The sequence below is a fragment of the Paenibacillus sp. HW567 genome, assembly GCF_000374185.1.
Taxonomy (GTDB): Bacteria; Bacillota; Bacilli; order Paenibacillales; family Paenibacillaceae; genus Paenibacillus_AQ.
This window is the reverse complement of sequence record NZ_KB910518.1, coordinates 4,062,392-4,086,232: the sequence shown is the minus strand read 5'-3', so window position 1 is coordinate 4,086,232 and position 23,841 is coordinate 4,062,392. Positions and strand designations below refer to the sequence as shown.

Below are 23,841 nucleotides of genomic sequence, written 5' to 3'. Positions count from 1 at the left end.
AAAGGGGCTGTTGACGGCTATCAAAAGATGGCTGTCAATGGCCTCTTTGCCGTTGACAGATAAGTTATCAGTACTTAAATATTGTTGTTTTATTCTGGGGCTGGTATCTATGCGGTTATTGGTAGGATATACTATACTTAACAAAGAGGATATTCCATATTAATGTATATCTGTGATTACAAAATGACTTTTTGAAAGGTAAGAATGCCATGAAATTGAAAATTAACAATTTTAATATGATCTCAAGCGCAGAGATTGAATTATCTGGGTTGACAGTAATAGCTGGAGAAAACGATACGGGTAAGAGTACAATTGGGAAGTTGCTATTTTCAGCCATAAAAGCTTCTAATATGTCTCGCGTAAAGCAGACTAAAAAAAATAAGACTCCTGCATATGAAGGGACTTTTAAACAAGTGCTTTCGCTTGTATTTGATGACTATGAAGCATCAAATTCAAAAATAATAATATCAAGTGAAAGTAGTGAGGTATACCGAATTGAAAGTGATCATAAGGGGTGGTTTACTCATAAAGGTAATATAGATTCACTACAGTTACTTGATGCAACATATATTGAAAGTCCTATCGTATGGAGTCTTGTAGACTTTTTTACAACTGTTGGGAAAATAAGAGAACAGGATCAAATGTTTAATATTGCTGATGAGATTAAGTATCCTTATCTGCTATGGGATTTATACAGGAAGTTAGTGCTGAAAAGGTCATATCGAGTTGAAGAAAATGAGACGTATGATCAAATTCTTGAAGCTATTCGTAAAATTGTTGGAGGAAACATTACCTCAAGTTTTGAAAAATTTTATTTCAACAGGCTGCAGGACAACAAGCAGTTTCCGGTAACTACTGTAGCTACAGGCATTAAAAGCTTTGGATTGTTGGAAATATTGACCATTAATAAGTACATTAATCCTAAAAGTATCATCATAATAGATGAACCAGAAGTCCATCTTCATCCGTCTTGGGAGGTAGAGTATGCAAAACTTGTTTCCCAATTCGTTAGACTAGGTGTAAAAGTAATTGTTACTACCCATAGTTTGTACATGGTAAAAGCTTTAAGGGAATTCACTAAAGATATTCCAGATAACGTGAAGTTTTATTTGACAAGTAAGAGCGAAAATCAAATGTCCGTTATTGAAGATGTTTCGAAAGAAACGCATAAAATATTTAAAAAGTTTGCTGATCCTTTGCAGGATATTGTGTGGGGGAAGTCATAAATGAGTGAATCTGTCCTTACGGCATTTTATGAATATGGGCTAAATGAAGGCTTGTTTGAATTACAACCAATTAAGGATTTAGCTGCAACAGCCTGCACATCACTGGAACTGGAGGTTATAGATTTTGATAAGACAAAGGAGAGAGTATCAGAGAAGTTACGATTGGCGCAGCAACCAAAATCCTGTGACGCCTTAAAGATAATACCCCAAAACAAATCTATCTTATTCATTGAAATGAAGAGTTTCAAGAAATTCAAGCGATGGATGTTACTGCCGAAATCACGAGATGAACACGAAAGTATAATAGTCAAACAAATCAAAAAATATAACATTGCTCAAAAAATACATGACAGCATAATGATTTTGGATCAAATATGGAAATGGAGTGGAGTAAGCAGAGGGGAGAAACTTGAAATCCAAACTATTATTCTTACAGATATTCCTTTGCTGGAAGAGAGAAATTCAGAAGCACTAATTGATTTTACACTCCTCTATTTGGCTGATGGCGCAATTTCCGAAGACTTGCTAATACAGGCGAAGATACTTCAAGCTTTAGAAAACCTTATTGATCTTAAAGAAAAACCATTGTTAAAAACATGTAATGAACTACCTGGTATGTTTAAATAAATGAAATTAATTATAAATAATTGAAAGCAGTGCGTCTTTGGTTATTTGAGACTCGCTGCTTTCTTTATATGATCTATTGTGGTTTGATTCAGAATTGTTAGTAGCAAGCGAGAGCCGTATTACTTTCTAACGCTGACTTAGTTTTGAGTGCCTCTTCGGAATCATCTAAAAAAACCACGGAACAATCTTTAGTTTTGAGTAAGACGTGCTTTTGTCAGTATGCTACGATTTTGGGTGAGAAAGGGGGAGGCTTCTTCCACATATGTAAGCGCTTAACTCAACTAAACCAAAATCATACAGAGGAGTGCAGTAAATGAGTAAAATGATCAAACAGGTCTTTTCGGTCTTACTCGCAGCAATCCTGCTTATTCCGGCAGGCTGGCATGCTCCCGTTGCGAAAGCTGCGGCACAGAAGCTGGAGAATACAAAAACGGTTTATCACGAAACCTTTGCGAATGGTGCAGGCAAGGCCGTTCAATCAGGAGGAGCCAGCCTGACGGCTGTTACCGGCAAAGCTTTTGACGGAAACACAGATGGGGCGGCGCTGTACGTAAGCAACAGAACGAACAACTGGGACGCGGCTGATTTCAGCTTCAGCGACCTTGGTCTCGCTAACGGGAAGACCTACACAGTGACAGCAACCGTGTATGTTGACGCAGAGGTGAATCTGCCAAGCGGCGCAAATGCGGCACTTCAAACCGTAAGCAGCTATGGAAACTATGCGGAAATCCCTTATGAGGCTGGCAAAGCCGTCACCTTGACTAAGGAATTTACTGTGGATTCGAGTAAAGATACGGCTCTGCGCATTAACTCCAACGGTGATGGAGCCGCTGTTCCTTTCTACATCGGAGACCTCCTCGTCACTGAGAAGGCCGCTTCGGGCGGTGGAGAAGAGACGCCGAGAAACCCGGCTTTGCCTTTTACCACAATCACCTTTGAAGATCAGACTGCAGGCGGCATTGAAGGCAGAGCCGGAACGGAGAAGTTGACCGTTACCAATGAACAGAATCATACCAAGGACGGTTCCTATGCTCTGAAGGTGGAGGGCAGATCAGCCACCTGGCATGGACCGTCATTGCGTGTGGAGAAGTATGTGGACAAGGGCAGTGAATATACCATTTCAGCCTGGGTCAAGCTGATTGATCCTGCAAGCACGCAGCTCCAGCTCTCTACACAGACTGGCAGCGGCGGCAGCGCGAATTACGTGGCTCTGTCCCCCAAAACAATCAGCACCAGGGACGGCTGGGTCAAGTTCGAGGGCAGCTACCGTTATAACAGTGTGGGCGGTGAATTTTTAACAATCTATGTCGAAAGCTCAAGCAACGCAACAGCATCCTTTTATATTGATGATATCAGCTTTGAGAAAACAAGCTCAGTTCCAGTCGTCATACAAAAGGACCTGGTACCTGTAAAAAATACGTATCAAAACGATTTTCTGATCGGCAATGCGATCTCTGCCGAGGATTTGGAGGGTGTCCGGCTTGAGCTTCTAAAAATGCATCATAATGTCGTTACCGCCGGCAACGCCATGAAGCCGGATGCACTGCAGAACGAGAAGGGCAAATTCACCTTCGGCGCGGCAGATACAATGGTTGATAAGGTGCTGGCTGAAGGAATGAAGATGCATGGGCATGTCCTGGTATGGCATCAGCAGTCTCCAGAGTGGATGAATACCGCCAAGAATGCGGAGGGCAAGGACATTCCTCTGGGACGGGATGAAGCTCTTGGGAATATGAAGACCCATATCAAGACCGTCATGGAGCATTTTGGCGGCAAGGTGATTTCCTGGGACGTTGTTAACGAAGCGATGGGCGATAACCCGCCTAATCCGTCCAATTGGGAAGATTCGCTGCGGAAGTCCCCTTGGTATAATGCCATTGGAGCAGATTACGTTGAGCAGGCCTTTTTGGCGGCAAGAGCAGTGCTCGATGAACATCCGGAGTGGAACATCAAGCTGTATTATAACGATTACAACGAGGATAACCAGAACAAGGCCCAGGCCATCTATAACATGGTCAAAGCCATCAATGATAAGTATGCGCTTACACATCCCGGCAAACTACTCATAGACGGTGTAGGCATGCAGGCGCACTACAATATCAACACCAACCCTGAGAACGTTAAGTTGTCGCTGGAGAAGTTCATTTCCTTGGGCGTAGAAGTGAGCATTACCGAGCTTGACGTTCAGGCTGGAAGCGACTACCAATTATCTGAAAAGCTTGCAAATGCCCAAGGTTATTTATACGCGCAATTGATGGAGCTCTATAAAGCTCACGCTGCAAATATCGGGCGGGTCACCTTCTGGGGATTGGATGACGGCACGAGCTGGAGATCCTCCAATAATCCGCTTTTGTTCGATAAGAATCTGCAGGCCAAACCGGCTTACTATGCTGTCACCGACCCGGAGAAATTTATGAAAGAGCATCAGCCTGATGTAAAGGATGCCAATCAATCTACTGCGGTTTATGCTACGCCTGTAATTGACGGAACTGTAGATGCGGTGTGGAGCAAGGCCCCTGAGCTGCCGGTGAACCGGTTCCAGATGGCTTGGCAAGGGGCGAGCGGTGTGGCGAAAACCCTCTGGGATGATCAAAATCTGTATGTTCTAATCCAGGTTAGCGACGCACAGCTCGACAAAACCAGCAAAAACGTATGGGAACAGGATTCCGTCGAAATGTTCCTGGATGAGAATAACGGGAAAACCACGTTCTATCAAGCCGATGACGGGCAGTTCAGAATCAATTTTGACAACGAAGCTACCTTCAATCCGGCCAGTATGGCTGACGGCTTCCAATCGGCAACCAAGGTATCCGGGACGAACTACACGGTGGAAGTGAAAATTCCGTTCAAAAAAATAACGGCAGGCAACGACAAAAAAATCGGTTTTGACGTACAGATCAACGATGCCAAGGACGGTGCCCGTCAAAGTGTAGCCGCATGGAATGATACGACCGGCAATGGCTATCAGGACACTTCCGTTTACGGCGTGCTTACTCTTACGGGCAAACCTGCCCAACCGAATGATGGCGGCAATAACAATAACAATAACAGTAACAGCGGCAGTATTCTCTCGGCTCCTCAGGCTGGAAACGTTGAGAGCAAGGATGGCGTTGTTACAATCACACCGAAATTAACGACCGACAAAGGACAGGCGAAGGCAACGGTTACGGGCGATGAGCTGAAAAAAGCGCTGGAGCAAGCCGCTCCGGAGGCCAGCGGCAAGAAACAGATCATCATCGAAGTGCCGAAGCAGGGTGATGCAGCATCGTATGAAGTACAGCTTCCGGCGCAAAGCTTGAAGGGCCAGGCGAACTATGTGCTATTGCTGAAGACAGAACAAGCAACACTCCAGCTTCCAAGCAATATGCTGTCTAACATGACAGACAATACGGAATATGCCTCTATCCGCATAAGCCGGGTTGCACCGGATAGCCTGGATGCGGCATTGCGCGGGCAAATTGGCAAGCGTCCGGTAATAGCTCTGCAAGTGCTCGCTGGCGGGCGTGTGGTTGCATGGAACAACCCGAATGCGCCTGTAACGGCAGCTATTCCTTACACGCCAACAGCAGATGAGCTTGGCAACCCGGATTCACTTGTGGTTTGGCAGCTTGCCGATAACGGCAAACAGGTCCCGATCCCGAACAGCCGATATGACGCGGCAAGCGGATGTCTTGTTTTCCAGACGGCTGAGTTCGGCACCTATGCGGCAGCGTATGCGCCCGTAACCTTCGAAGACCTGGGGAACCTATCTTGGGCACAGCAGGCTATTGCGGCTATGGCTGCCCGCGATATCGTTCAGGGCACCACAATGAACAGCTTCTCCCCTGCTGCTGAGATGAAGAGAGCGGACTTCATCGCGCCGCTTGTGCGGGTCCTTGGGCTGAAAGGCACAGGCCAGGAGAGCACAGCAGCCTTCAGCGATGTTCCGAAGGATGTGTATTACAGCAGTGAGCTGGCGATCGCGAAGCAGTTAGGCATCGTCACCGGCTATGGCGACCATACGTTCCAGCCGGACAGTCCAATTACCCGCCAGGAAATGATGGTGATCGCTTCGCGCGCGCTGGCGGCAGCCGGCACAGTGCCAAACGGCAGCGGAACCTTGGATGCCTATTCCGATACGGACCGCATTTCGGGTTATGCCAAAGACAGCCTGAAAGCTCTGGTGAAATACGGAATTGTGAGCGGCAAGAACGGTAAATTGGCCCCGAACGATACGCTTACCCGTGCTGAAGCGGCAGTTATTCTATATCGTATTTGGAAGCTGTAAGCCTAATAAAAGTCTAACAAACCGCCCGTTGCCGGATGCTCTCCGGCGGCGGGCGGTTTTCTGCTGGAATATAATATTCATCTGGAGCCCAGAATAATGGAAAAATGATTTTCGGAATAACGGTTGACACCGTTTTCAGCTTGTGATAAATTGTTTCCGAGGCTTGTTACCGGTAATGCGGGCAAAACCACAGTGGAAATGATACATTCATTGCCATTGTTGTTTTGCCCTTTTTTATTCCTCAAAAAAACAGGTGGTCTAATGTGATAATCAAACAAATCTTCAACAATAATATCGTCAGCACACTCGATGAGAAGAACCAGGAGCTGCTGATCCTCGGCCGGGGAATCGGGTTCCAGTTCCGTGCAGGCGACCGGATTGATGAACAGCGGATTGAGAAAGTGTTCCGCCTTCAGGACTCCTCCATATACGAGCGGTTCAAGGCGATAGTTACAGAGATGCCGATTGAGATTCTGCAGGTGACCGATGATATTGTTACTCTGGCACGGATGCAGTTGAACAAACAGATCAGTGACGGGATTTACGTATCGCTTTCGGATCATATCCACTTTGCGGTGCAGCGGCTGGAGCGGGGGCAGATTGCCCGCAACCCGTTGTCCTGGGAGGTGCAGCATTTCTACAAGGCTGAATATGATGTGGCGAAGGAAGCGCTGACCATTTTGAAGGAACGGCTCGGGGTGGAATTTCCGAAGGACGAAATTTGCAATATCGCGCTTCATTTCATTAATGCCGAGGTCAATGATTCCATGAATGATGTGACTCATCTGATGCAACTGCTGCAGGAGATTATGAACATTATCAAATATCATTTCGGCGTGGATATGGATGAGGACAGCGTCAACTATTTCAGATTCATTACGCATCTCAAATATTTCTGCCAGCGGGTAATTACCCATTCCAGTCATGACGACACAGAGGAGTATCTGTATGAGGTGGTCCGCAAGAACTATCCCGATACCTTCAAGTGCATCCGCAAGATTGAAGCGTTCATTCTGAAAAATTACGAGTATGTGATGACGCATTCCGAGCAGTTGTATCTGACACTGCATCTGGAGCGGCTGATGAAATCGAAATAACAAGGGGCTTGTTACTGTTCAATCAGGCAAAACCCGGATGAAGCACGGCACGCGTATATGCGCGGAGTCACGTGTTCATTCGGGTTTTTTTATTACCAAAATTAGTAGGAGGGAACACAATGAAACATCAAGAAACAGCGCAGCAAATCGTCAAGTCTGTGGGCGGAGTGTCCAATGTCAATTCAGTGTACCACTGTGTGACGCGGCTGCGTTTCGATCTTAAGGATAACAATAAGGCCGACCAGGCCGCACTCAAAAAGCTGGATATGGTTATGGGCACCAACATCTCGGGTGAACAATTCCAGGTCATCATCGGCAATGATGTGCCCAAGGTATTCGATGAAATGGTCAAGGAATTCCCGGCTCTGAAGCAAAGTGCTGAAGGCGGCAAGCAAGAGGGCGAGAAGAAACAGAATGTCATTCTGAAAATTTTTGAAACGATTGCAGGCGTATTCGCACCGATGCTGCCGGCCATTACCGCCGCCGGTATCCTCAAGGGGCTGCTCGCCTTATTTGTAACCTTAGGCTGGATGTCTGCGGGAACGGATACGTACCGGATTCTGTCCGCTATCGGCGATGGTGTGTTCTACTTCCTGCCAATACTGATCTCTTTCAGCGCAGCGCGGAAATTCGGCAGTAATCCGTTTATATCCGTAGGACTGGGCGCAGCGCTGATGTACCCGGATATGGGGGTACTGCTCTCGAGCGGGAACCCGGTGCATTTTATCGGCATTCCGGTTACAGCCGTCTCCTACGGCTCCTCCGTTATTCCGATTCTGCTGGCGGTCTGGCTGCTGTCCTATGTGGAAAAGGCAGTAGACCGGATCATTACACCTTCCCTGAAGCTGCTGCTGGTTCCGCTCATTTCGCTGCTGGTCATGGTTCCGGTTACGCTGATTGCCATCGGACCGCTGGGCACACTGATCGGTGACGGCTTATCCGGCGGCATCAACTGGCTGCTCACAGAGGGTGGCCTGTTCTCCGGGATCATCCTTGGCGGAGCGATGGCCCTGATCATCATGACCGGGATGCATTATGCGCTGGTTCCGGTTATTATCAGCAATCTGGCGACACTCGGCTTTGACAAATTCCTGCCGCTGACTTACATCTCCAATATGGGTCAGGCTGGTGCTACGATGGGCGTATTCCTGCGGGCGAAGGACAAGAAGCTGAAATCCGTCGCCTTGTCCACCAGCGTCACCGCCTTGATGGGTGTAACTGAACCGGCGATGTACGGTGTCAATATGAAATACAAGAAACCATTTATCGCCGCGATGATCGGGAGTGCTGCGGGCGGCGGCTTTGCCCTGGCCTTCGGAGTCAAGGCATATGCGCTGGCCGGCAACGGCGGGATACCCGGTCTGCCCGGACTGGTTGGACAGACCTTCTGGTACGCCCTCGGCGGTATGGGGATCGCCTTTGTGATCGCCGCTGCGGTCACGGTTATGCTCGGCTTCAAGGAGGATGCCGATGATGCGGAACTAATCTCCGCGAGCATCGCTCCTCCGGCAGCCCCGGCTCCGGCAGCGGTTCCTGAGGAAGCAGCCTCTGCGACTGCAGACGACACGGCGTATGCCCCGATGACGGGCAGAGCGGTTCCGCTGAAGGAAGTGAACGATCCTACCTTTGGCGACGAGCTAATGGGTAAAGGCATTGCCTTTGTGCCCTCGGTTGGCGAGCTGGTATCTCCAATCAGCGGTACCGTCATGAATGTCTTTAAGACCAAGCATGCGATGGTAATCCGCAGTGCCACGGGCATGGAGCTGCTGATTCATGTCGGCATTAATACAGTGAAGCTGCGCGGGCAATATTTCGAAGCCCATGTGCAGACGGGCGACCAGGTGGAGGCAGGCGATAAGCTGCTGACCTTTGATCTGGAGCAAATCACGCAGAATTACGATATCACTACCGCGATGGTAATTACCAATACCGCCGATTATAAGCAGATTCTCCCGCTCAAGCTGGGCGAGGTTGGCTTTGGCGAGCCGGTACTGAAGGCGGAACTATAATCTAAGATGACAAGGAGACGGGCAAATTGAGCAATCAACAAGGATTTCCGGAAGGGTTCCTGTGGGGCGGCGCCATTGCCGCCAACCAGGCAGAGGGCGCTTATGCCGAAGACGGCAAGGGCCTGTCCACCGCCGATATGGTACCGTATTTTAAGAAAAAGGATTATACCAATCTTAAAGAGCTGATGCATGTCACCAGTGAATCCATTCAGCGCGCCATGCAGCATACGTCAGCCGAAGGCTATCCGAAGCGTTACGGGATTGATTTCTACCACCGGTACAAGGAGGATATCGCTTTGTTCGGGGAGCTGGGCTTCAAGGTGTTCCGCATGTCGATCAACTGGCCGCGCATTTTCCCGAACGGCGATGATGCCGAGCCGAATGAAAAAGGGCTGCAGTTCTATGACGACATGTTCGACGAAATGCGCAAGTTTAACATCGAGCCGCTCGTTACGCTCTCCCACTATGAAATGCCGCTGTCGCTTGTGCTGAAGTACGGCGGCTGGAGAAACCGCAAGGTTATTGCTTTCTATGAGAAATACGCAGAGACTGTGATGAACAGATATAAGGATAAAGTTAAATATTGGCTGACCTTCAACGAGATTAACACCACCGTCATCGAGCCTTTTACCGGCGGCGGTGTAGTTGAGGACACCGTAGAGAATATCCGCGAGGCTTCCTATCAGGCGCTGCATCATCAATTTGTGGCGAGCAGCCTGGCTACGAGAAAGGCCCGGGAGATCAATCCCGACTTCAAAATCGGCTGCATGCTGGCGCGGATGATTCATTATCCGGCAACCAGCAGCCCGGAGGATGTGCTTCAGGCACAAGTGGATAATCAGCTCAATCTGCTGCATACGGATGTTCAGGCGAGAGGAAGCTATCCTCCGTTCGTGAAACGGTATTTTGCCGAGAATAACATTCAGCTTGCCGTGGAGCCGGGAGACGAGCAACTGCTGCGGGAGCATACGGTAGACTTCATCTCCTTCAGCTACTATACCTCGCTGATCTCCACCGTGGACCCCGAAAAGTACGGAGTGACTGGCGGCAATCTGTTCAGCACGGTGAAGAATCCGAACCTGCAGATTACCGAATGGGGCTGGCAGCTTGACCCGATCGGTCTGCGCATTGTGCTCAAGGAGCTGTACGACCGCTACCAGCTTCCGCTGTTTGTCGTGGAGAACGGCCTGGGAGCGAAGGACAAGGTGGAGGAAGACGGGTCGATCATCGACGACTACCGGATTGACTATTTGCGCAAGCATATCACACAAGTGAAGGAAGCCGTTCTGGACGGTGTCGATGTGATGGGCTACACCAGTTGGGGGGCCATTGATATTATCAGCGCCTCCACCTCCGAAATGTCCAAGCGTTACGGCGTGATCTATGTCGATCAGGACGATGAAGGGGGCGGAACGCTGAATCGGCTGAAGAAAAAGAGCTTCCACTGGTATAAGCAAGTGATTGCCTCGAACGGTGCTAATCTGGACTGATCCAGGGATAAGCGTCGCCAGATAGTAGAGCACATAGAGCAGATACACAATAAAAAAACAGTATGCGGCCTGAGTGGTATCAGGGCTGCGTACTGTTTTTTTTGCGGGCAATTTCTTTCGCTAGATCAGCATCCGTTCTAAAGCTGAGGCGTAGAACGGCGCCTTTGTGGTTCGGGGGGAGAGCAGATTAATCCTATCCTTCCTTCTGTGCCTTAACGGACCGTAAAGCCTTTACTTTCCCGGAAGGGGTACATTTAGCCGAGCTAGCGGACCGTGAAGCGCTTATTGCCTCTTCGGCAGGTACATTTGGGGTGAATGTCTGCCCATAAGGGCGCTGGAGTCCGTTCACTTGCGGAAAAATGACTTCCAGCAGAAATAAGAGCGGTTCAGTCCGTTACAAACGGGCAGACTCTTCCGATCTACTAGATTCTCAAAAAGGAAAACCTAGAATTTTCCTGGTTTTGGTCTGGGTAGAAGCTGGCAATAATTAACGATTCACCCGCCGGGCTGGCGTCTGAATTTCAGCGGCGTAAGTCCCGTTTCCCGTTTGAAAATCGTACAGAACTGGGAGTCCTTCACGAATCCTGATTTTTCAGCAATTTCAGATATGGGCATCTGGGTCTGCAATAGGAGCGACTTTGCATACTCCAGCCTTTTGCGCTGCAAATACTGCTGGGGAGAGATCTCGGCTGTTTCTTTGAATAAATGCCTGAAGCGGTCATAGCTGTATCCGGACATTTTAGCCAGGGTTTCCACTGAGATATGCTGCCGGAAATGCTCATCCATGAAATTCATTACATATCTAAGCCGCCCTCCATAGGGCCGCATCGGTTTGTTCAAGCGGGCCAGCCGCTGGATCTGTGTGGTCAATTCCTGGACGAGCAGGTTCAGCATATCAAAGAACCCTTCCTGCTGCTCCGTGAATTCATGTTCCATGCGCAGCATGAGCTGGCGGATGGTGTTCTTCTCGTCATCTTCAAACAGCTTGTTCAGGTTCTGAATAGCTGCATCATTCTCACAGTGAAAGCCAATGAACAGAAGCTCGGACTCGACGTCATGCTGCTCATCATGCAGGACTCGCGGCGACATGACAGAAAAGCTGCCAGGCTTGATTGTATAGCTGGTCGAGCCGATATTGGTAATCCCGCTTCCAGTGAAATAATAGACAAGCTCATAGCATTCATGCTGATGTAGCTGAATATAGGTGTTTTTGGAATGCTTTGTATGGAAAAGAAACAGCAGCCGATCCATTTTTACCCTCCATTTCAAACAGGTTAGCCGAATCATTAAAAAAAATGACCGATTTAGGGTGATGTAAAGCATAGATTATTGGTACTATCCTATCAGTTGGTATGTTAAACTGCAATGGAAAAACAGTCTTGCGTTAGACAATCTGACATTACTACACACATTGAGGAGTGGTCTACTGATGAGCGTAAAGAAAAAAAGTTGGCTAATGTCGATTGTTCTGAGCCTAACGGCTGTTCTGGGAGCTTGTTCAAACAACTCTACAGCCTCTAACACCGGGGCAGCCGGAGAAGCCTCATCGGCTCCTTCCGGAGAGTCCAAAACACTCACCATTATGGCAGAGAAAAGCTCGCATGCGGATGCATTCAAGAGCATTATTCCTGATTTTGAGGCGAAATACGGGGTGAAGGTGAAGGTGGTTGAACTCCCTTATGACCAATATCATCAGCAACTGACGCTCAAGTTCACCTCCGGTTCTGCCGATTTTGATCTAGCTTATGTTCCGATCGGCTGGGTTTCCGAACTACAGGTGCCAAACTATATCGTCCCCGTAGCCACCGATGAGGCCAAGCTCAGCGCGCTTAAGCTGGATGACTTCCCCGGCATCGAAAATGCTTATTTTGGCGAGAATAAAGAATTGTATTTTGTACCTTATATGAACGAGACTCAGGGGATATTATACCGGACCGATCTCTTCAATGATGAGAAGGAGAAGGCCGCCTTCCAGGCCAAATACGGCTATGAGCTCGCTCCACCGAAGACCATGCAGCAGTATAAGGAAATTGCGGAATTTTTCAATCGGCCGGATGAGAATTTAAGCGGTGTAACCCTAATGGGCGAGAAAAGCATCCTGCTCGGCTTTGCCTTTTATAACCGTCTGTTCAATTACGGCGGTGATCTGTATGATGCCGGCTATAAACAGCAGTTCGACAACGAAGCAGGCGTTAAGGCGCTGAACGACCTGAAGGAGCTGTTCCAATATACATCGGCAGCCTCCAAGCAGTACGGCTGGTCAGATGCATCCGGGGAATTCCTGCAGGGCCGCAGTGCCATGGCTGAAATGGCTACAACGATTGCCCAGGTTGCACAGGACCCTAATCAGTCCAAGGTTGTCGGTAAAGTCGGTTTCTCCGCAATTCCGGGAGTGAAAGAGGATACGGGCGATATTAAACGCTTCTATCTGCCGTTTGGCTTTGTCGTTACGGGTTCTTCTAAGCTGAAGGAAGAAGCCTATGACTGGATTGAATTTGCAACCAGCCAGGAAATGATGGAAAAAGCAGCTCCAGCCGGCAATATTCCGGCCCGGACCTCTGTACTGACTGGTAAGCTTGCCAAGGAGTATAGCTTCTATGCGCCCCATGCAGACATTATGAACTCGTTCCGGCTGGAGCCGCTGCCACTGATCTCGGAAGGCGCGACAATTACAGGCGATATTCTGCCGAGCGCAGTGTCGAGGTTCCTGAACGGTGAGCAGTCCGCCCAGGAAGCTCTGGACCAGGCCGCAAAGGAATATGATGACCTGATGAGCTCCAGAGGGTACTAGAAGGCTTACATGAATCACCTGCAAGACTATACCGGAGAAGGAAGAACTCTTCCTTCTCCAACCATTATAAAGGGTAAGGCGGTTTTGCTGATATGCTCTCCAAATCGCGTGAGAAATGGGGATTTGTACTGCCTGGTGTGCTAATTGTCGTGGTCGTGTTATTGATTCCGATTGCTGTAGCGCTGGGGTTAAGCTTTTTTTCATATCCGCTGCAGCGTCCCGACCTCGGGATACGTTTTACCGGACTGGACAACTTCTCCAGGCTGCTGTCAGATCATAATTTTCTGAATTCACTTGGGAAAAGCGTTACGTTCACCATAGGCGCCGTTGGGGCGGAGCTTGTGCTCGGTATGGTGCTTGCTTTGCTGCTTAACGGGCAGGTATGGGGCAAAACCCTTTTTAAGGTCTCGTTCATGATTCCGATGATGATGGTTCCCGTCGTAGTGGGTGTAGCCTGGCGTTTGTTTCTGTTGCCGGACTTCACGCCGCTCGGGCCCATCCTTGAATTTTTCCATATCCCCTTTGATACATCCAAGCTGCTGACGGAGCCTGGCTGGGCCATGTTTTCGGTCATTCTTGCCGATGTCTGGCAGTGGACGCCGTTTGTTATGCTGCTGATTCTGGCGGGTCTCCAGGGCATTTCGCATGAAATTTATGAAGCGGCGCAGATGGACGGCGCCTCGAAATGGCGGGAGTTCTGGCGGATGACGCTGCCCCTGGTGCTTCCAGGTGTGCTGTCAGTAGGCATTATTCGCGCTATGGATGCGATGCGCACGTTCGATCTGGTCTATATCCTGACCAGCGGCGGGCCGGGCACGGCGACGGAAATGGTGTCCATTTATAACTATAAAATCGCCTTCAGCCGTTATGACATGGGATATGCCTCTGCGGTATCCTCAGGCGTGATACTGGTGCTTGGTGTTGTAATCTTCGGGCTGCTTACCTTTGTGAACCGGGGAGGGAAGACACGATGAGAACTAAACGTATCCGCACCACCCTGACAACGGGACTGAAAACCGCTGTGCTGTGTTTGTTTTTTATCTTTTTCATGCTGCCGATTCTTTGGGTCATCCTGACCTCGATCAAGCGTCCCGTCGACCAGATGGCAATCCCGCCGATATGGATTCCGGAACATCCGGTGTTCAGCAGCTATGTCCAACTGTTCCAGCATCCCGACTTTATGACCAGTCTAATCAACAGTCTGCTGATTTCCGGGATCGCAACGCTGATCACTGTTATTTTTGGCGCATTGGCTGCGTATGGCATTGAACGCTTTCGCATCGGCGGAACGCTGCTGCCCAACCTGCTGCTGCTGACAAGAATGATCCCGCCGGTGGTTGTTATTGTGCCGGTCTTCCTGGTCGCATACCGTACGCATATGCTGGACACCTATTTCCTGCTCATCGCCGCTTATACAGCCTTGAATATGGCGCTTGTGATCTGGCTGCTCCGTTCATTTTTCGCTTCACTGCCTGTGGATATGGAGGAAGCCGCCATGATTGATGGCTGTTCCCGCTTGAAGACCTTCTGGAGAATCGTGCTGCCGGTCGTTATGCCCGGAATTGCGGCAACCGGATTGATCTGCTTTATTTTCTGCTGGAATGAATTTTTATTCGCGGTTACGCTAACCGGTCAGGAGACCAAAACAATGCCGGTGCTAACCAGCACCTTTGTCAGCCAAAAAGGCCTGGACCGCGGACTCATGTCTGCCAGCGGTGTGATTTCCAGCCTTCCTGTCATTCTGCTGACCGTCTTTTTCCAAAGATATCTGGTGAGCGGCCTTACGCAGGGAAGTGTGAAATAGCCTCCGCTTAAATGCTCTAATGAGCAGCAACCCTTGAGAGGATGAACGAATTGAAAAAAGTTATTATTGATTGTGATCCTGGAATGGATGATTCCCTTGCCCTTATCCTTGCGATTAAATCCGGGGTGCTTTCAGTGGAGGCGATAACTGCGGTTGCGGGAAACTACCCGGTGGATATTACAAGTGCGAACGCACTGAAGGTTGTTGAGCTGTTGGGACGTACCGATATCCCTGTGGCCAAAGGAATGGCCAGACCGCTTGTGCGCGAGCTTCCGTCCGATCCGTTCTCGCATGGTTCAGACGGACAGGCTGAGGTTCATTTGCCGGACCCTGTGACCCCGCTGTATACGAGCCACGCGGTCGATTTAATAGTGGAGATGATAAAAAAGAACGCAGGGGATATCCATATTATCGCGCTCGCCCCTTTAACCAATATTGCCCTGGCGATGATGAAGGCTCCGGAGATCATTCCTATGATCTCCGGCATAACCGCCATTGCTGGCTCTTATGGCCTGAACAGATATTCTACAGCCAACGCAACCGGGGACAATCCGCAGAGTGAATGGAACGTATATGTCGACCCGGAGGCTGCTGATTATGTATTCAAGTCGGGGGTTCCGCTCCAGGCGATCGGGCTCGATGTTTCCACCCATTTCGATGTGAATTTTACCGAAGAGGAGCTTCTGGAGCTAGAGGCTTCGGATAAGCCGGAGGCGGCTGCTCTCCATCAGATGATCCGGTTTGTTCTTGGGCGCGGCTTTGAATCGTATTGCGTTCTGATAGATTCCATGGCCGTTGCGGCTGTCATTGATCCCTCGCTGATCCAATATTTGACTGCCAAGGTTGGCATCGAGACGAAGGGTCATCTGACCCTGGGCATGACCGTGATGGATACCCGCCATCATCATACCTGGACCGGGCTTCCGGATATCAATGTCGCTTATCAGGCCGACTACCGCCGCTTTTTGCGGCTAGTTATGGATGCCGTGTTGTCGTAACATCAACGTCAAAAAGCCGATATAATGCGGCAAGCGGACCACTTGTTTTCCAGACTTCCGGGCTCGGCAGTTAAATTTGCAGACAGGATACCTGCCTCGATTTTGAGGAAAGGTATCCTGTCTTTTTGTGATAGAATGATAGAGAATATGTCGTGATAAGTCGAAAACAGGGGTGAAGTTAACATGAACATACCACGTGATAAGCTTCATGGAAGTAAACGCTCCTCTTCTCTGCGAAGATTTTCGATAAAAAACAGATTGCTCGGCGCTTTTTTTATCACTTCATTGCTGCCCGTCATCTTTGTCACCTTGTATTCCAACGTCAGGTACGAGGACTCGATATCGGAAAAGCTAAGCGCTTTCTCCATGCAGGTTCTGTCGGAATCGGCGGTAAACGTGTCGCGGGAGCTGGCCCAATATGAGACGCTGAGCGAATCCATCATCGTGAACCAGGAGCTGCAGAACGGGCTGAAGCGGGCGGAATCCATGACCGACTATGAGCGCAATGAATTCCAGACCAAGATCAACAACGTGCTGGGTGAGCAGGTGTTCAGGCTCAGCAATCTGTCCAATGTGGTCGTGTTAACCGAGAGCATGGACACCTTTTTTGATTTGGGCTTTGAGTGGTATCCCGGCAGCCAGGTCGCGGAGTCGATCAAGCGGATCAATCCGTTCGAAGGCAATACGACGTGGAATTATTTGCGTTCGAACCGTGGAGCCGACAAAATTGCGCTCAGCCGGGTGATTTTCTCAGCGGATAATCTAAATCAAAAAATCGGCTATCTGATCATCGTAATCGACGGAAAAGTCTTCACACGGAATACATATGAGCATGTGGATCTTGGAACGGGAGGGAAGCTGTATATCGTTGACGGCTTCGGCACAGTCGTCTCTTCCGCTGACCCGAATATCGCTCAAGGCACAACCTACAAGCAGGAGGAGGTGTTCGGGAAAATAACTAAAGGCCAGGCGAACAAGTCATTCTACACACAAATTGACGGCAAAAGAGTTCTGGTGACGAACACCTATATCCGTTCCGCCGACTGGTATATGGTTGGACTGATTCCGCATACGTATATTGTCTCGGAGCTGCTGGAGATCCGCGGCAATCTTCTGTACATCAGTCTGATTATTTTGCTGCTCTCGACCCTGATGGCCATGTGGGTATACAGGAGCATCAGCACCCCGATGCGGGAGCTCCTGCAATATGCCAAGCATATCAAGCTGGGCCGTCTGGACCTTAGCTTGTCCGCCGAAACGCCGCCCGATGAAATGGGCAAGCTGACCGAAACCATCGCCCAGATGGTCGGCCAGCTCAAGCAACTGATTGATCAGGTCGGGCAGGAGCAGAAGGCCAAACGGGACGCGGAGCTGAAAATGCTGCAGGCGCAGATTAACCCGCATTTTTTGTTCAATACGCTGAATTCCCTGAAATGGAGCGCGATGATGAGCGGCAACACCATTGTCGAGGAGGGCATTGGCTCACTGTCCGAGCTGCTGCACAACACGATACTGGACCAGGAAGAAATGATTCCGTTACGCAAAGAAATCGACAACCTGCTGCACTATGCGGTGATCCAGCGGATCAGGTACGGCCAATCGTTTGAGCTGAACTGCACGGTGGAGCGGGATGAACTGTACGAATGCCTTGTTCCGCGGTTTATCCTCCAGCCCATCGTTGAGAACTCCATCCTTCATGCCGGAGGGGACGAAGGCCGCGTAGTCAAAATCAGCGTGGAGATTACAAGTGTGGACAGAATCCTGCAGGTGGCTGTGGCAGACAATGGAAAAGGTTTCGATCTCAAGGAGGTTCAAAGCCGCAGGCATGTGGGTAACAAGCTCTCGGGCATCGGGATTGTGAACGTGGAGGAACGCATTCATATGTATGTCGGTGAGCCGTATGGCATGCTGACCCGGAGTGAACCGGGCAAAGGAACCATGACCGTCATCCGGCTGCCGCTAAAACAGAAGGAAGGGTAGAAAGCTTATGTACAAGGTGCTGATTGTGGATGACGAGATGATCGTCAGGCATGCGGTGAAATCGCTGATCCGCTGGGAGGACAGCCGGTTTGAATATGTGGGTTCGGCGGCCAACGGGGCAGCAGCGCTGGAGATGGTGCAGAGAACTGAACCGGACATTGTGATCACCGACATTAAAATGAGCGAGATGGACGGTCTGGAGCTGATCAAGCTGCTGATGAAATCCTCCTTCTCCGGCGAGGTGCTGGTGCTCAGCAACTATAATGATTTTGAACTGGTCCGGGAGGCGCTGAGATGCGGCGCGCATGACTATATGCTCAAGCTGACGCTGAAAACGGAAAATTTCATGGCCGCCCTGGAGGAGATTGCCCAAAAGCTGGATCAAAAGCATGATCACAGTAAAAGCCCCCTTCTCCAAGAAGCAGGACAAAAGAATACGAAATCTGAGGTGGAGGAGTGGCTGCGGGAGATGGACTCCGGCGTCGGTACACACGGGGAACAAGCCGGCAAAGAAGCGCTGCTGGAGGTGCTTGCGGGACATCCGGCGCTGCATGCCTACGCATTTTGTATACATAATCTGGAGCGTTCCGGCCTTGGACAAGAGACTGCCCGCCCTCAGGAGACGCTGCACCAGATCGCAGAGGGCCTGTTCCCCGGAAACCACGGCCTGTATGTGGTACCGGCGGAGCCGGACCGGTTCTTGATGCTGATTGTATCCCCCATTCCATCGTCAGACGCGGGTTTTCCAACGGCCGAAGAGCTGGCGCAGCGGATCAGGGGCTTGTCCAAAAGCTATTATAATATGGAGATTTGTATCATTTACGGCAACCCTGTTGCTGCTTATGACGGGATCGCCGGGCAGATCAGGCTGAACAAGGCGGCAGATTATCTTTCGTTCTACAGCAAGCACCAGGACAGGGGCATATTTAATGGTGCCGCCGCTGAACAGAGTGAACAAGATGTTGAGTTTAAGCTGCTGGCAAATCAATTCAAGATCAGCCTGCGCCACTCCGGCGGAACCGAGATAGATCTGTGGCTGGAAAGTGCATCGGTATTGATCCGGGCGTCCGCCGATTTGCGTATTCCGCCCAATTCCCTGAAGAGAGCGATCATCGGAGGGGTATGGGGCATTGCTAGCTCGAATATTGTCAGCAGAGAGGCCATGTGGAACGAAAGCCTGTGGATTCAGCGCATTGAAGCCGCCCCTACAGACTCGCAGCTAATGCTCATTATTCAAGACATGTACGATGAAGTGATGAATATGATCGGAAGGAACGCCGGACAGAAGTATATGCGCCAGGAAATCAGGCAGGCCAATGCCTATCTGGAAAAGCATTTCTCCGAGCGGGTGTTTATTTCCGAGGTGGCGGCGCATGTCGGATTCTCCGAGCCTTATCTGTGCCAGGTGTTCAAAGCCGAGACAGGCTCAAGCATCTTGACCCGGCTCAATGAAATCCGCATGCTGAAGGCTTATGAAATGCTGTCCTCCGGTAACTATTTAATCAAGCAGGTGGCGATGGAGGTCGGCATCCCGGACCCTTTTTATTTCAATCGTCTGTTCAAAAAAAGGTTCGGGGTAGCCCCGAAGACGGTGAAGAATATCCAAGACCGGTAAATGGACGATTTTAAGAAGAAGGAAAAGAAAGTTTAGTTTTCATGAAATTCATAACTATTCTTTCATAGGAAGTCAGCTTTGTGCATAAAATCGTCCATTAACCTCCGTTCTTTTGTTAATATGTAGCCGCCCCTTGCGATTCTATAATTAAAGACATCCAAAACCAGAAAGGGGTCAAATCAAAATGTCGATTAAAAAATGGACTGCCCTTGCTTCGGCAGCCGTGCTCATGGCTGTGCCGCTTGCCGGCTGCGGCTCGGACAATGCGGACAAATCTGCTCCTTCGGCTTCGGCTGCGGCTGAAGCAACTGCGGAGGCTTCAGCCAGCGCAGCACCGGCAGGGGAGACGTTCGATAATCCCGAGCTGAACATCGCTGTATTCCAGGGCGGCTATGGCCGTGAATATTGGGACAGTGTAGCCGCCGAGTTCATGAAGGATCATCCGGGCACCAAAATCAACATTACCGCAAGCCCCAAAATCGCCGAACTGGTCCGGCCCAAAATCGTTGCCGGGAACCCGCCGGATTTCATGTACATCTCGGGTAGCGACAACACGCCAATCCTGGACGGACTGGTTAAAGACAAGGCGCTTCTCGATTTGACGGATGTCTTTGAATTGAACACAGAATCGGGCACCCCGCTGAAAATGCAGATCCTGCCCGGGGTGCTGTCGTCCAGCTCGATTTCTCCTTACGGGGACGGCAAAATTTATTTGGCCCCATACAATTTTGGGGTGATGGGCCTCTGGTACAACAAGAATTTGTTCGATACAAAACAAATCCAGCCGCCGAAGACCTGGGATGAGCTGTTCGCCGACAATGCCGTTGCGAAGGAAAACAACCGTGCGCTGTTCACCTATCAGGGGCTCTATCCGGGATATCTGGAGGAAATGATTGTTCCGGCGATTGCCAGCGCCGGCGGTCAGGAGGCGTTGAAGCAATTTTTCAACTATGACCCGGAATTCTGGAAGAGCGACACCTATAAGAAGGTATGGGGATTGCTTGAGCAAATCGCCACGGAAGACAATGGGCTTATGAAGGGCACTGTAGCCCTCAATCATACCCAGTCCCAAACCGCCTTCCTGCAGGGCAAGTCGCTGTTCATTCCGAACGGCACCTGGTTTGAGGATGAAATGAAGGATGCGCCGCGTGAGGACGGCTTCCAGTTCGGATTCCTTGGCGTGCCATCGCTCGGAAGTGACGGCAAGGTTATGGCGCTGACTCAAGTCGAGCAGATGGTCATTCCCGCCAAAGCCAAAAATCCCGAGCTGGCCAAAGCCTTCCTGAAATACCTGTACAGCGAAAAAAGCATTAAGCTGAACGCAGAGAAGGCCAAGGGAGTTATGGCGGTCAACGGTGCGCCTGATCTGGTCAAAGAATATATATCGGAAACCACCTACAATATTTATAAAGCGGTGGACAGCGGAATGGTCGCCGTCAGCGGCTCCTTCAAGCCGGTCGCCAAAGGAAGCAAATACAACGCCAGCGACGAAGTGTACAAACCGATTTCCTCCATTATGAGCAAGCAAATGACCCTGGATGAATATTCAGATAAGCTCTACAAGGTCTACACCCAAATTCAAAAAGAATTGCAAGACCAAGGCCAGCAATAAACCTCCTTGCTAGTACAGAAGCCTGCCTTTTCATGTAAGGGCAGGTTTTTTGTATAACATTATGGCGGATGCCCCAAGACAACGGAGCTCGCCAGGAAAGGAGGAGCCTGCTGCAACACCGGTTAGCTGATAGGGATCACCAGAATAAGGAGGAATCAAAGTGAAAAAGCTGTACTCACTGGTATTATCGCTTATTGTACTCTCATCCCTTGTGTTCACCGTGGGACCGGTTCAAAACGCCGACGCTGCCGGAACCACCTACTATGTCGATTCCGCAAGCGGCAATGATTCTGCTAACGGCACCTCTGCCGCCACGGCCTGGAAATCGCTCGCCAAAGTCAATGCGACAACGTTTCAGCCGGGGGACCAGCTCCTGTTCAAATCCGGCGGGGTGTGGAATGGACAGCTCTGGCCCAAGGGCTCGGGAAGCGCAGGGCTGCCGATCAAGATTGACCTGTATGGAGGCACGGTGCGCCCGATCATTAACGGGGGAGGTGTCCAGCGCGACTATCAGGCTACAGGAGCTGTGATGCTGCGGAATCAGCAGTATTGGGAGATCAGCAGCCTGGAAGTTACCAATGACGATAATTTTGATGTCGATCTGACCACCGTAACCTATCAGAACAGCAAGCCCTCGAATATCCGCGACGGAATATTGGTCGTGCTGGATACCGATCAGGTTCCCGCTGGGGGCGACACGGTCATGGACCATATCTATATCCATGATAATTATGTGCATGATGTCGACAGCCCCAACCAGTGGCCGAACCAATACGGCAATGCTTCCTTTAACGGCGGGATTATGTTCTATGTTATTGGCTCGCTGAAGCAGAATATGACCTTCAATGATGTGCGGATCGAAAATAACACCATCGAAAAGGTCGATTTGCTGGCGATCGCCAACTTTAACTACACTACGCCGTCGGCTTTTCAGGATGAGGTGGACACCTACAACCTGTGGCAGACCAATATCTACATCGGCCACAACTATATGCGCAATATCGGCCAGGGCGCAATTGACATCTGCGATGCCAAGGATGCTGTCGTTGAATACAACGTGGTCGATGGCTGGTCCCGCCGGTACAACGCGGAGAGCGCCGGGATTTATCCCTGGAAATCGCGCAATGTGATTTTTCAGAACAATGAAGTGTACGGGGGCCCGACCACGACCGGAGCGAACAACGGGGATGGGACCGCTTTTGATTTTGACTCCCCCAATGTGGACATTGTCTACCAATTCAATTACACGCACAACAATCCTATGGGCTGGATGTCCTACCTGGGCAGAAGCAGCAACAATATTGCCCGCTACAACATCAGTGACGACAATGCGGCTTACCTGATCAAATTCGGCTGGTTCGATGTGGATTCCTCAGCTACGTATTTCCTGAACAATGTGTTTATTTATGACGGGGCCGTGACCAAATTCACCAGCTCGAACGCCAATCTGGCTTCGACGTATTTCAAGAACGTCCCTTATTACTTCTACAACAATGTTTTCTATGACAAAAACAAGCCCTCCTCCAGCTTCTGGCCAAGCAGTCCAAGCGCCTACGGAACGGCTGTGTTCAGAAACAACGCCTTCTATGTGGCAAATGGCAGCCATGCTGCCGGAGAGCCAAACGATGCCGCCAAGGTTATTACGCCGCCGCAGATGGTGAATCCGGGTCAGGCGCCGACGGCCGGGGCGAACGGCTTTACAAGCGGGGCCACCGTCTGGAACGGCTACAAGCTGCTGGATACCTCCCCGCTGATCAATGCCGGTCTGTATGTGCCGCAACTGGGCAGCAAGGATTTCTACGGGAACCCCGTGTATAAGGGCGCGGCCCCGGATATCGGCGCTTTTGAATCGGCTGTGGAAGGCGGATCGACGGGTCCGGTGTCCGTAACGGTTGGAGGAACGGTGACAGCGAGCTCTACGAGCAGCCCTTCCGGGGAGGAAAAAGAGAAGGCTTTTGACGCGAACCCTTCCACCAAGTGGCTGATTACGACGAACAGCGGCTGGATTCAGTATAAATTTGCCACAGGGGTAACCCAGAGTGTCACCTCGTATTCCATTACTTCAGCCAATGACGTTCCCGGCCGTGACCCGAAGAGCTGGACGCTGCAGGGCTCGAATAACGGCACAAGCTGGACCACGCTGGATACGCGAACGAATGAAGCTTTTGCAAGCCGGTTCCTGAAGAAGACCTACACGTTCAGCAATACAACCGCCTATGCGTACTACAGGCTAAATATATCTGCTAACAACGGAGAACCGCATTTACAATTAGCGGAAATCGGACTCTACAACTAATCATGCACAGGGCTGCCTCAGGTTTCGTC

The 23,841-nt window shown here is 50.1% G+C and carries 15 protein-coding genes; 14 read left to right on the top strand and 1 reads right to left on the bottom strand.

Annotation, left to right across the window (positions count from 1 at the left end; genetic code table 11):
• Window positions 1–209 precede the first annotated feature (209 nt).
• The 6 genes from B212_RS0118495 (at window position 210) to B212_RS0118470 (ending at window position 10,716) form a co-directional block, all read left to right on the top strand.
• Window positions 210–1,226 carry an AAA family ATPase gene (locus B212_RS0118495; protein WP_019912471.1) on the top strand — a complete coding sequence of 339 codons (1,017 nt, stop codon included), beginning with the start codon at window positions 210–212 and terminating at the stop codon, window positions 1,224–1,226.
• The gene (locus B212_RS0118490) at window positions 1,227–1,853 is read left to right on the top strand and encodes a hypothetical protein (RefSeq protein WP_019912470.1); all 627 of its coding nucleotides are present in this window, start codon (window positions 1,227–1,229) and stop codon (window positions 1,851–1,853) included.
• A gap of 313 nt (window positions 1,854–2,166) precedes the next feature.
• Window positions 2,167–6,120: an endo-1,4-beta-xylanase gene (locus tag B212_RS0118485; protein WP_019912469.1), complete on the top strand. Its 3,954-nt coding sequence runs from the start codon at window positions 2,167–2,169 to the stop codon at window positions 6,118–6,120.
• A 263-nt stretch (window positions 6,121–6,383) separates the two neighbouring features.
• Entirely contained in the window at window positions 6,384–7,217 is an 834-nt protein-coding gene (gene licT, locus B212_RS0118480) for a BglG family transcription antiterminator LicT (protein ID WP_019912468.1), read from the top strand.
• A gap of 119 nt (window positions 7,218–7,336) precedes the next feature.
• Window positions 7,337–9,226 (top strand): beta-glucoside-specific PTS transporter subunit IIABC, encoded by a 1,890-nt coding sequence (locus B212_RS0118475; RefSeq protein ID WP_019912467.1) that lies wholly within the window; start codon window positions 7,337–7,339, stop codon window positions 9,224–9,226.
• Between the two features lie 26 nt (window positions 9,227–9,252).
• A complete protein-coding gene (locus tag B212_RS0118470; protein ID WP_019912466.1) occupies window positions 9,253–10,716 on the top strand; it encodes a glycoside hydrolase family 1 protein in 1,464 nt (487 codons plus the stop codon).
• 495 nt (window positions 10,717–11,211) lie between these two features.
• Here the strand turns inward: B212_RS0118470 and B212_RS0118465 are convergent, their stop codons facing one another.
• Window positions 11,212–11,967, bottom strand: a complete 756-nt coding sequence (locus tag B212_RS0118465; RefSeq protein WP_019912465.1) for a helix-turn-helix domain-containing protein — start codon at window positions 11,965–11,967, stop codon at window positions 11,212–11,214.
• 178 nt (window positions 11,968–12,145) lie between these two features.
• On the opposite strand from B212_RS0118465, the gene B212_RS0118460 reads away from it, so the two are divergent.
• From B212_RS0118460 to B212_RS0118420, 8 genes are all read left to right on the top strand, one after another.
• Window positions 12,146–13,507, top strand: a complete 1,362-nt coding sequence (locus tag B212_RS0118460) for an ABC transporter substrate-binding protein (protein WP_019912464.1) — start codon at window positions 12,146–12,148, stop codon at window positions 13,505–13,507.
• A gap of 92 nt (window positions 13,508–13,599) precedes the next feature.
• Window positions 13,600–14,481 (top strand): carbohydrate ABC transporter permease, encoded by an 882-nt coding sequence (locus B212_RS0118455; protein ID WP_019912463.1) that lies wholly within the window; start codon window positions 13,600–13,602, stop codon window positions 14,479–14,481.
• Window positions 14,478–15,311, top strand: coding sequence for a carbohydrate ABC transporter permease (locus tag B212_RS0118450; protein WP_019912462.1), 834 nt, complete (start codon window positions 14,478–14,480; stop codon window positions 15,309–15,311). The genes B212_RS0118455 and B212_RS0118450 overlap by 4 nt, the downstream gene beginning before the upstream one ends.
• A 50-nt stretch (window positions 15,312–15,361) precedes the next feature.
• Window positions 15,362–16,309: a nucleoside hydrolase gene (locus B212_RS0118445; RefSeq protein WP_019912461.1), complete on the top strand. Its 948-nt coding sequence runs from the start codon at window positions 15,362–15,364 to the stop codon at window positions 16,307–16,309.
• A 183-nt stretch (window positions 16,310–16,492) separates the two neighbouring features.
• Complete coding sequence (locus B212_RS0118435) at window positions 16,493–18,289, top strand: sensor histidine kinase (protein WP_036668298.1); 1,797 nt, start codon at window positions 16,493–16,495, stop codon at window positions 18,287–18,289.
• A gap of 7 nt (window positions 18,290–18,296) precedes the next feature.
• Window positions 18,297–19,904 (top strand): response regulator transcription factor, encoded by a 1,608-nt coding sequence (locus tag B212_RS0118430; RefSeq protein ID WP_019912458.1) that lies wholly within the window; start codon window positions 18,297–18,299, stop codon window positions 19,902–19,904.
• A gap of 184 nt (window positions 19,905–20,088) precedes the next feature.
• A complete protein-coding gene (locus tag B212_RS0118425; protein ID WP_019912457.1) occupies window positions 20,089–21,516 on the top strand; it encodes a carbohydrate ABC transporter substrate-binding protein in 1,428 nt (475 codons plus the stop codon).
• Window positions 21,517–21,676: 160 nt separating this feature from the next.
• Window positions 21,677–23,812 (top strand): discoidin domain-containing protein, encoded by a 2,136-nt coding sequence (locus tag B212_RS0118420; RefSeq protein WP_019912456.1) that lies wholly within the window; start codon window positions 21,677–21,679, stop codon window positions 23,810–23,812.
• The last annotated feature ends 29 nt before the right edge of the window (window positions 23,813–23,841 follow it).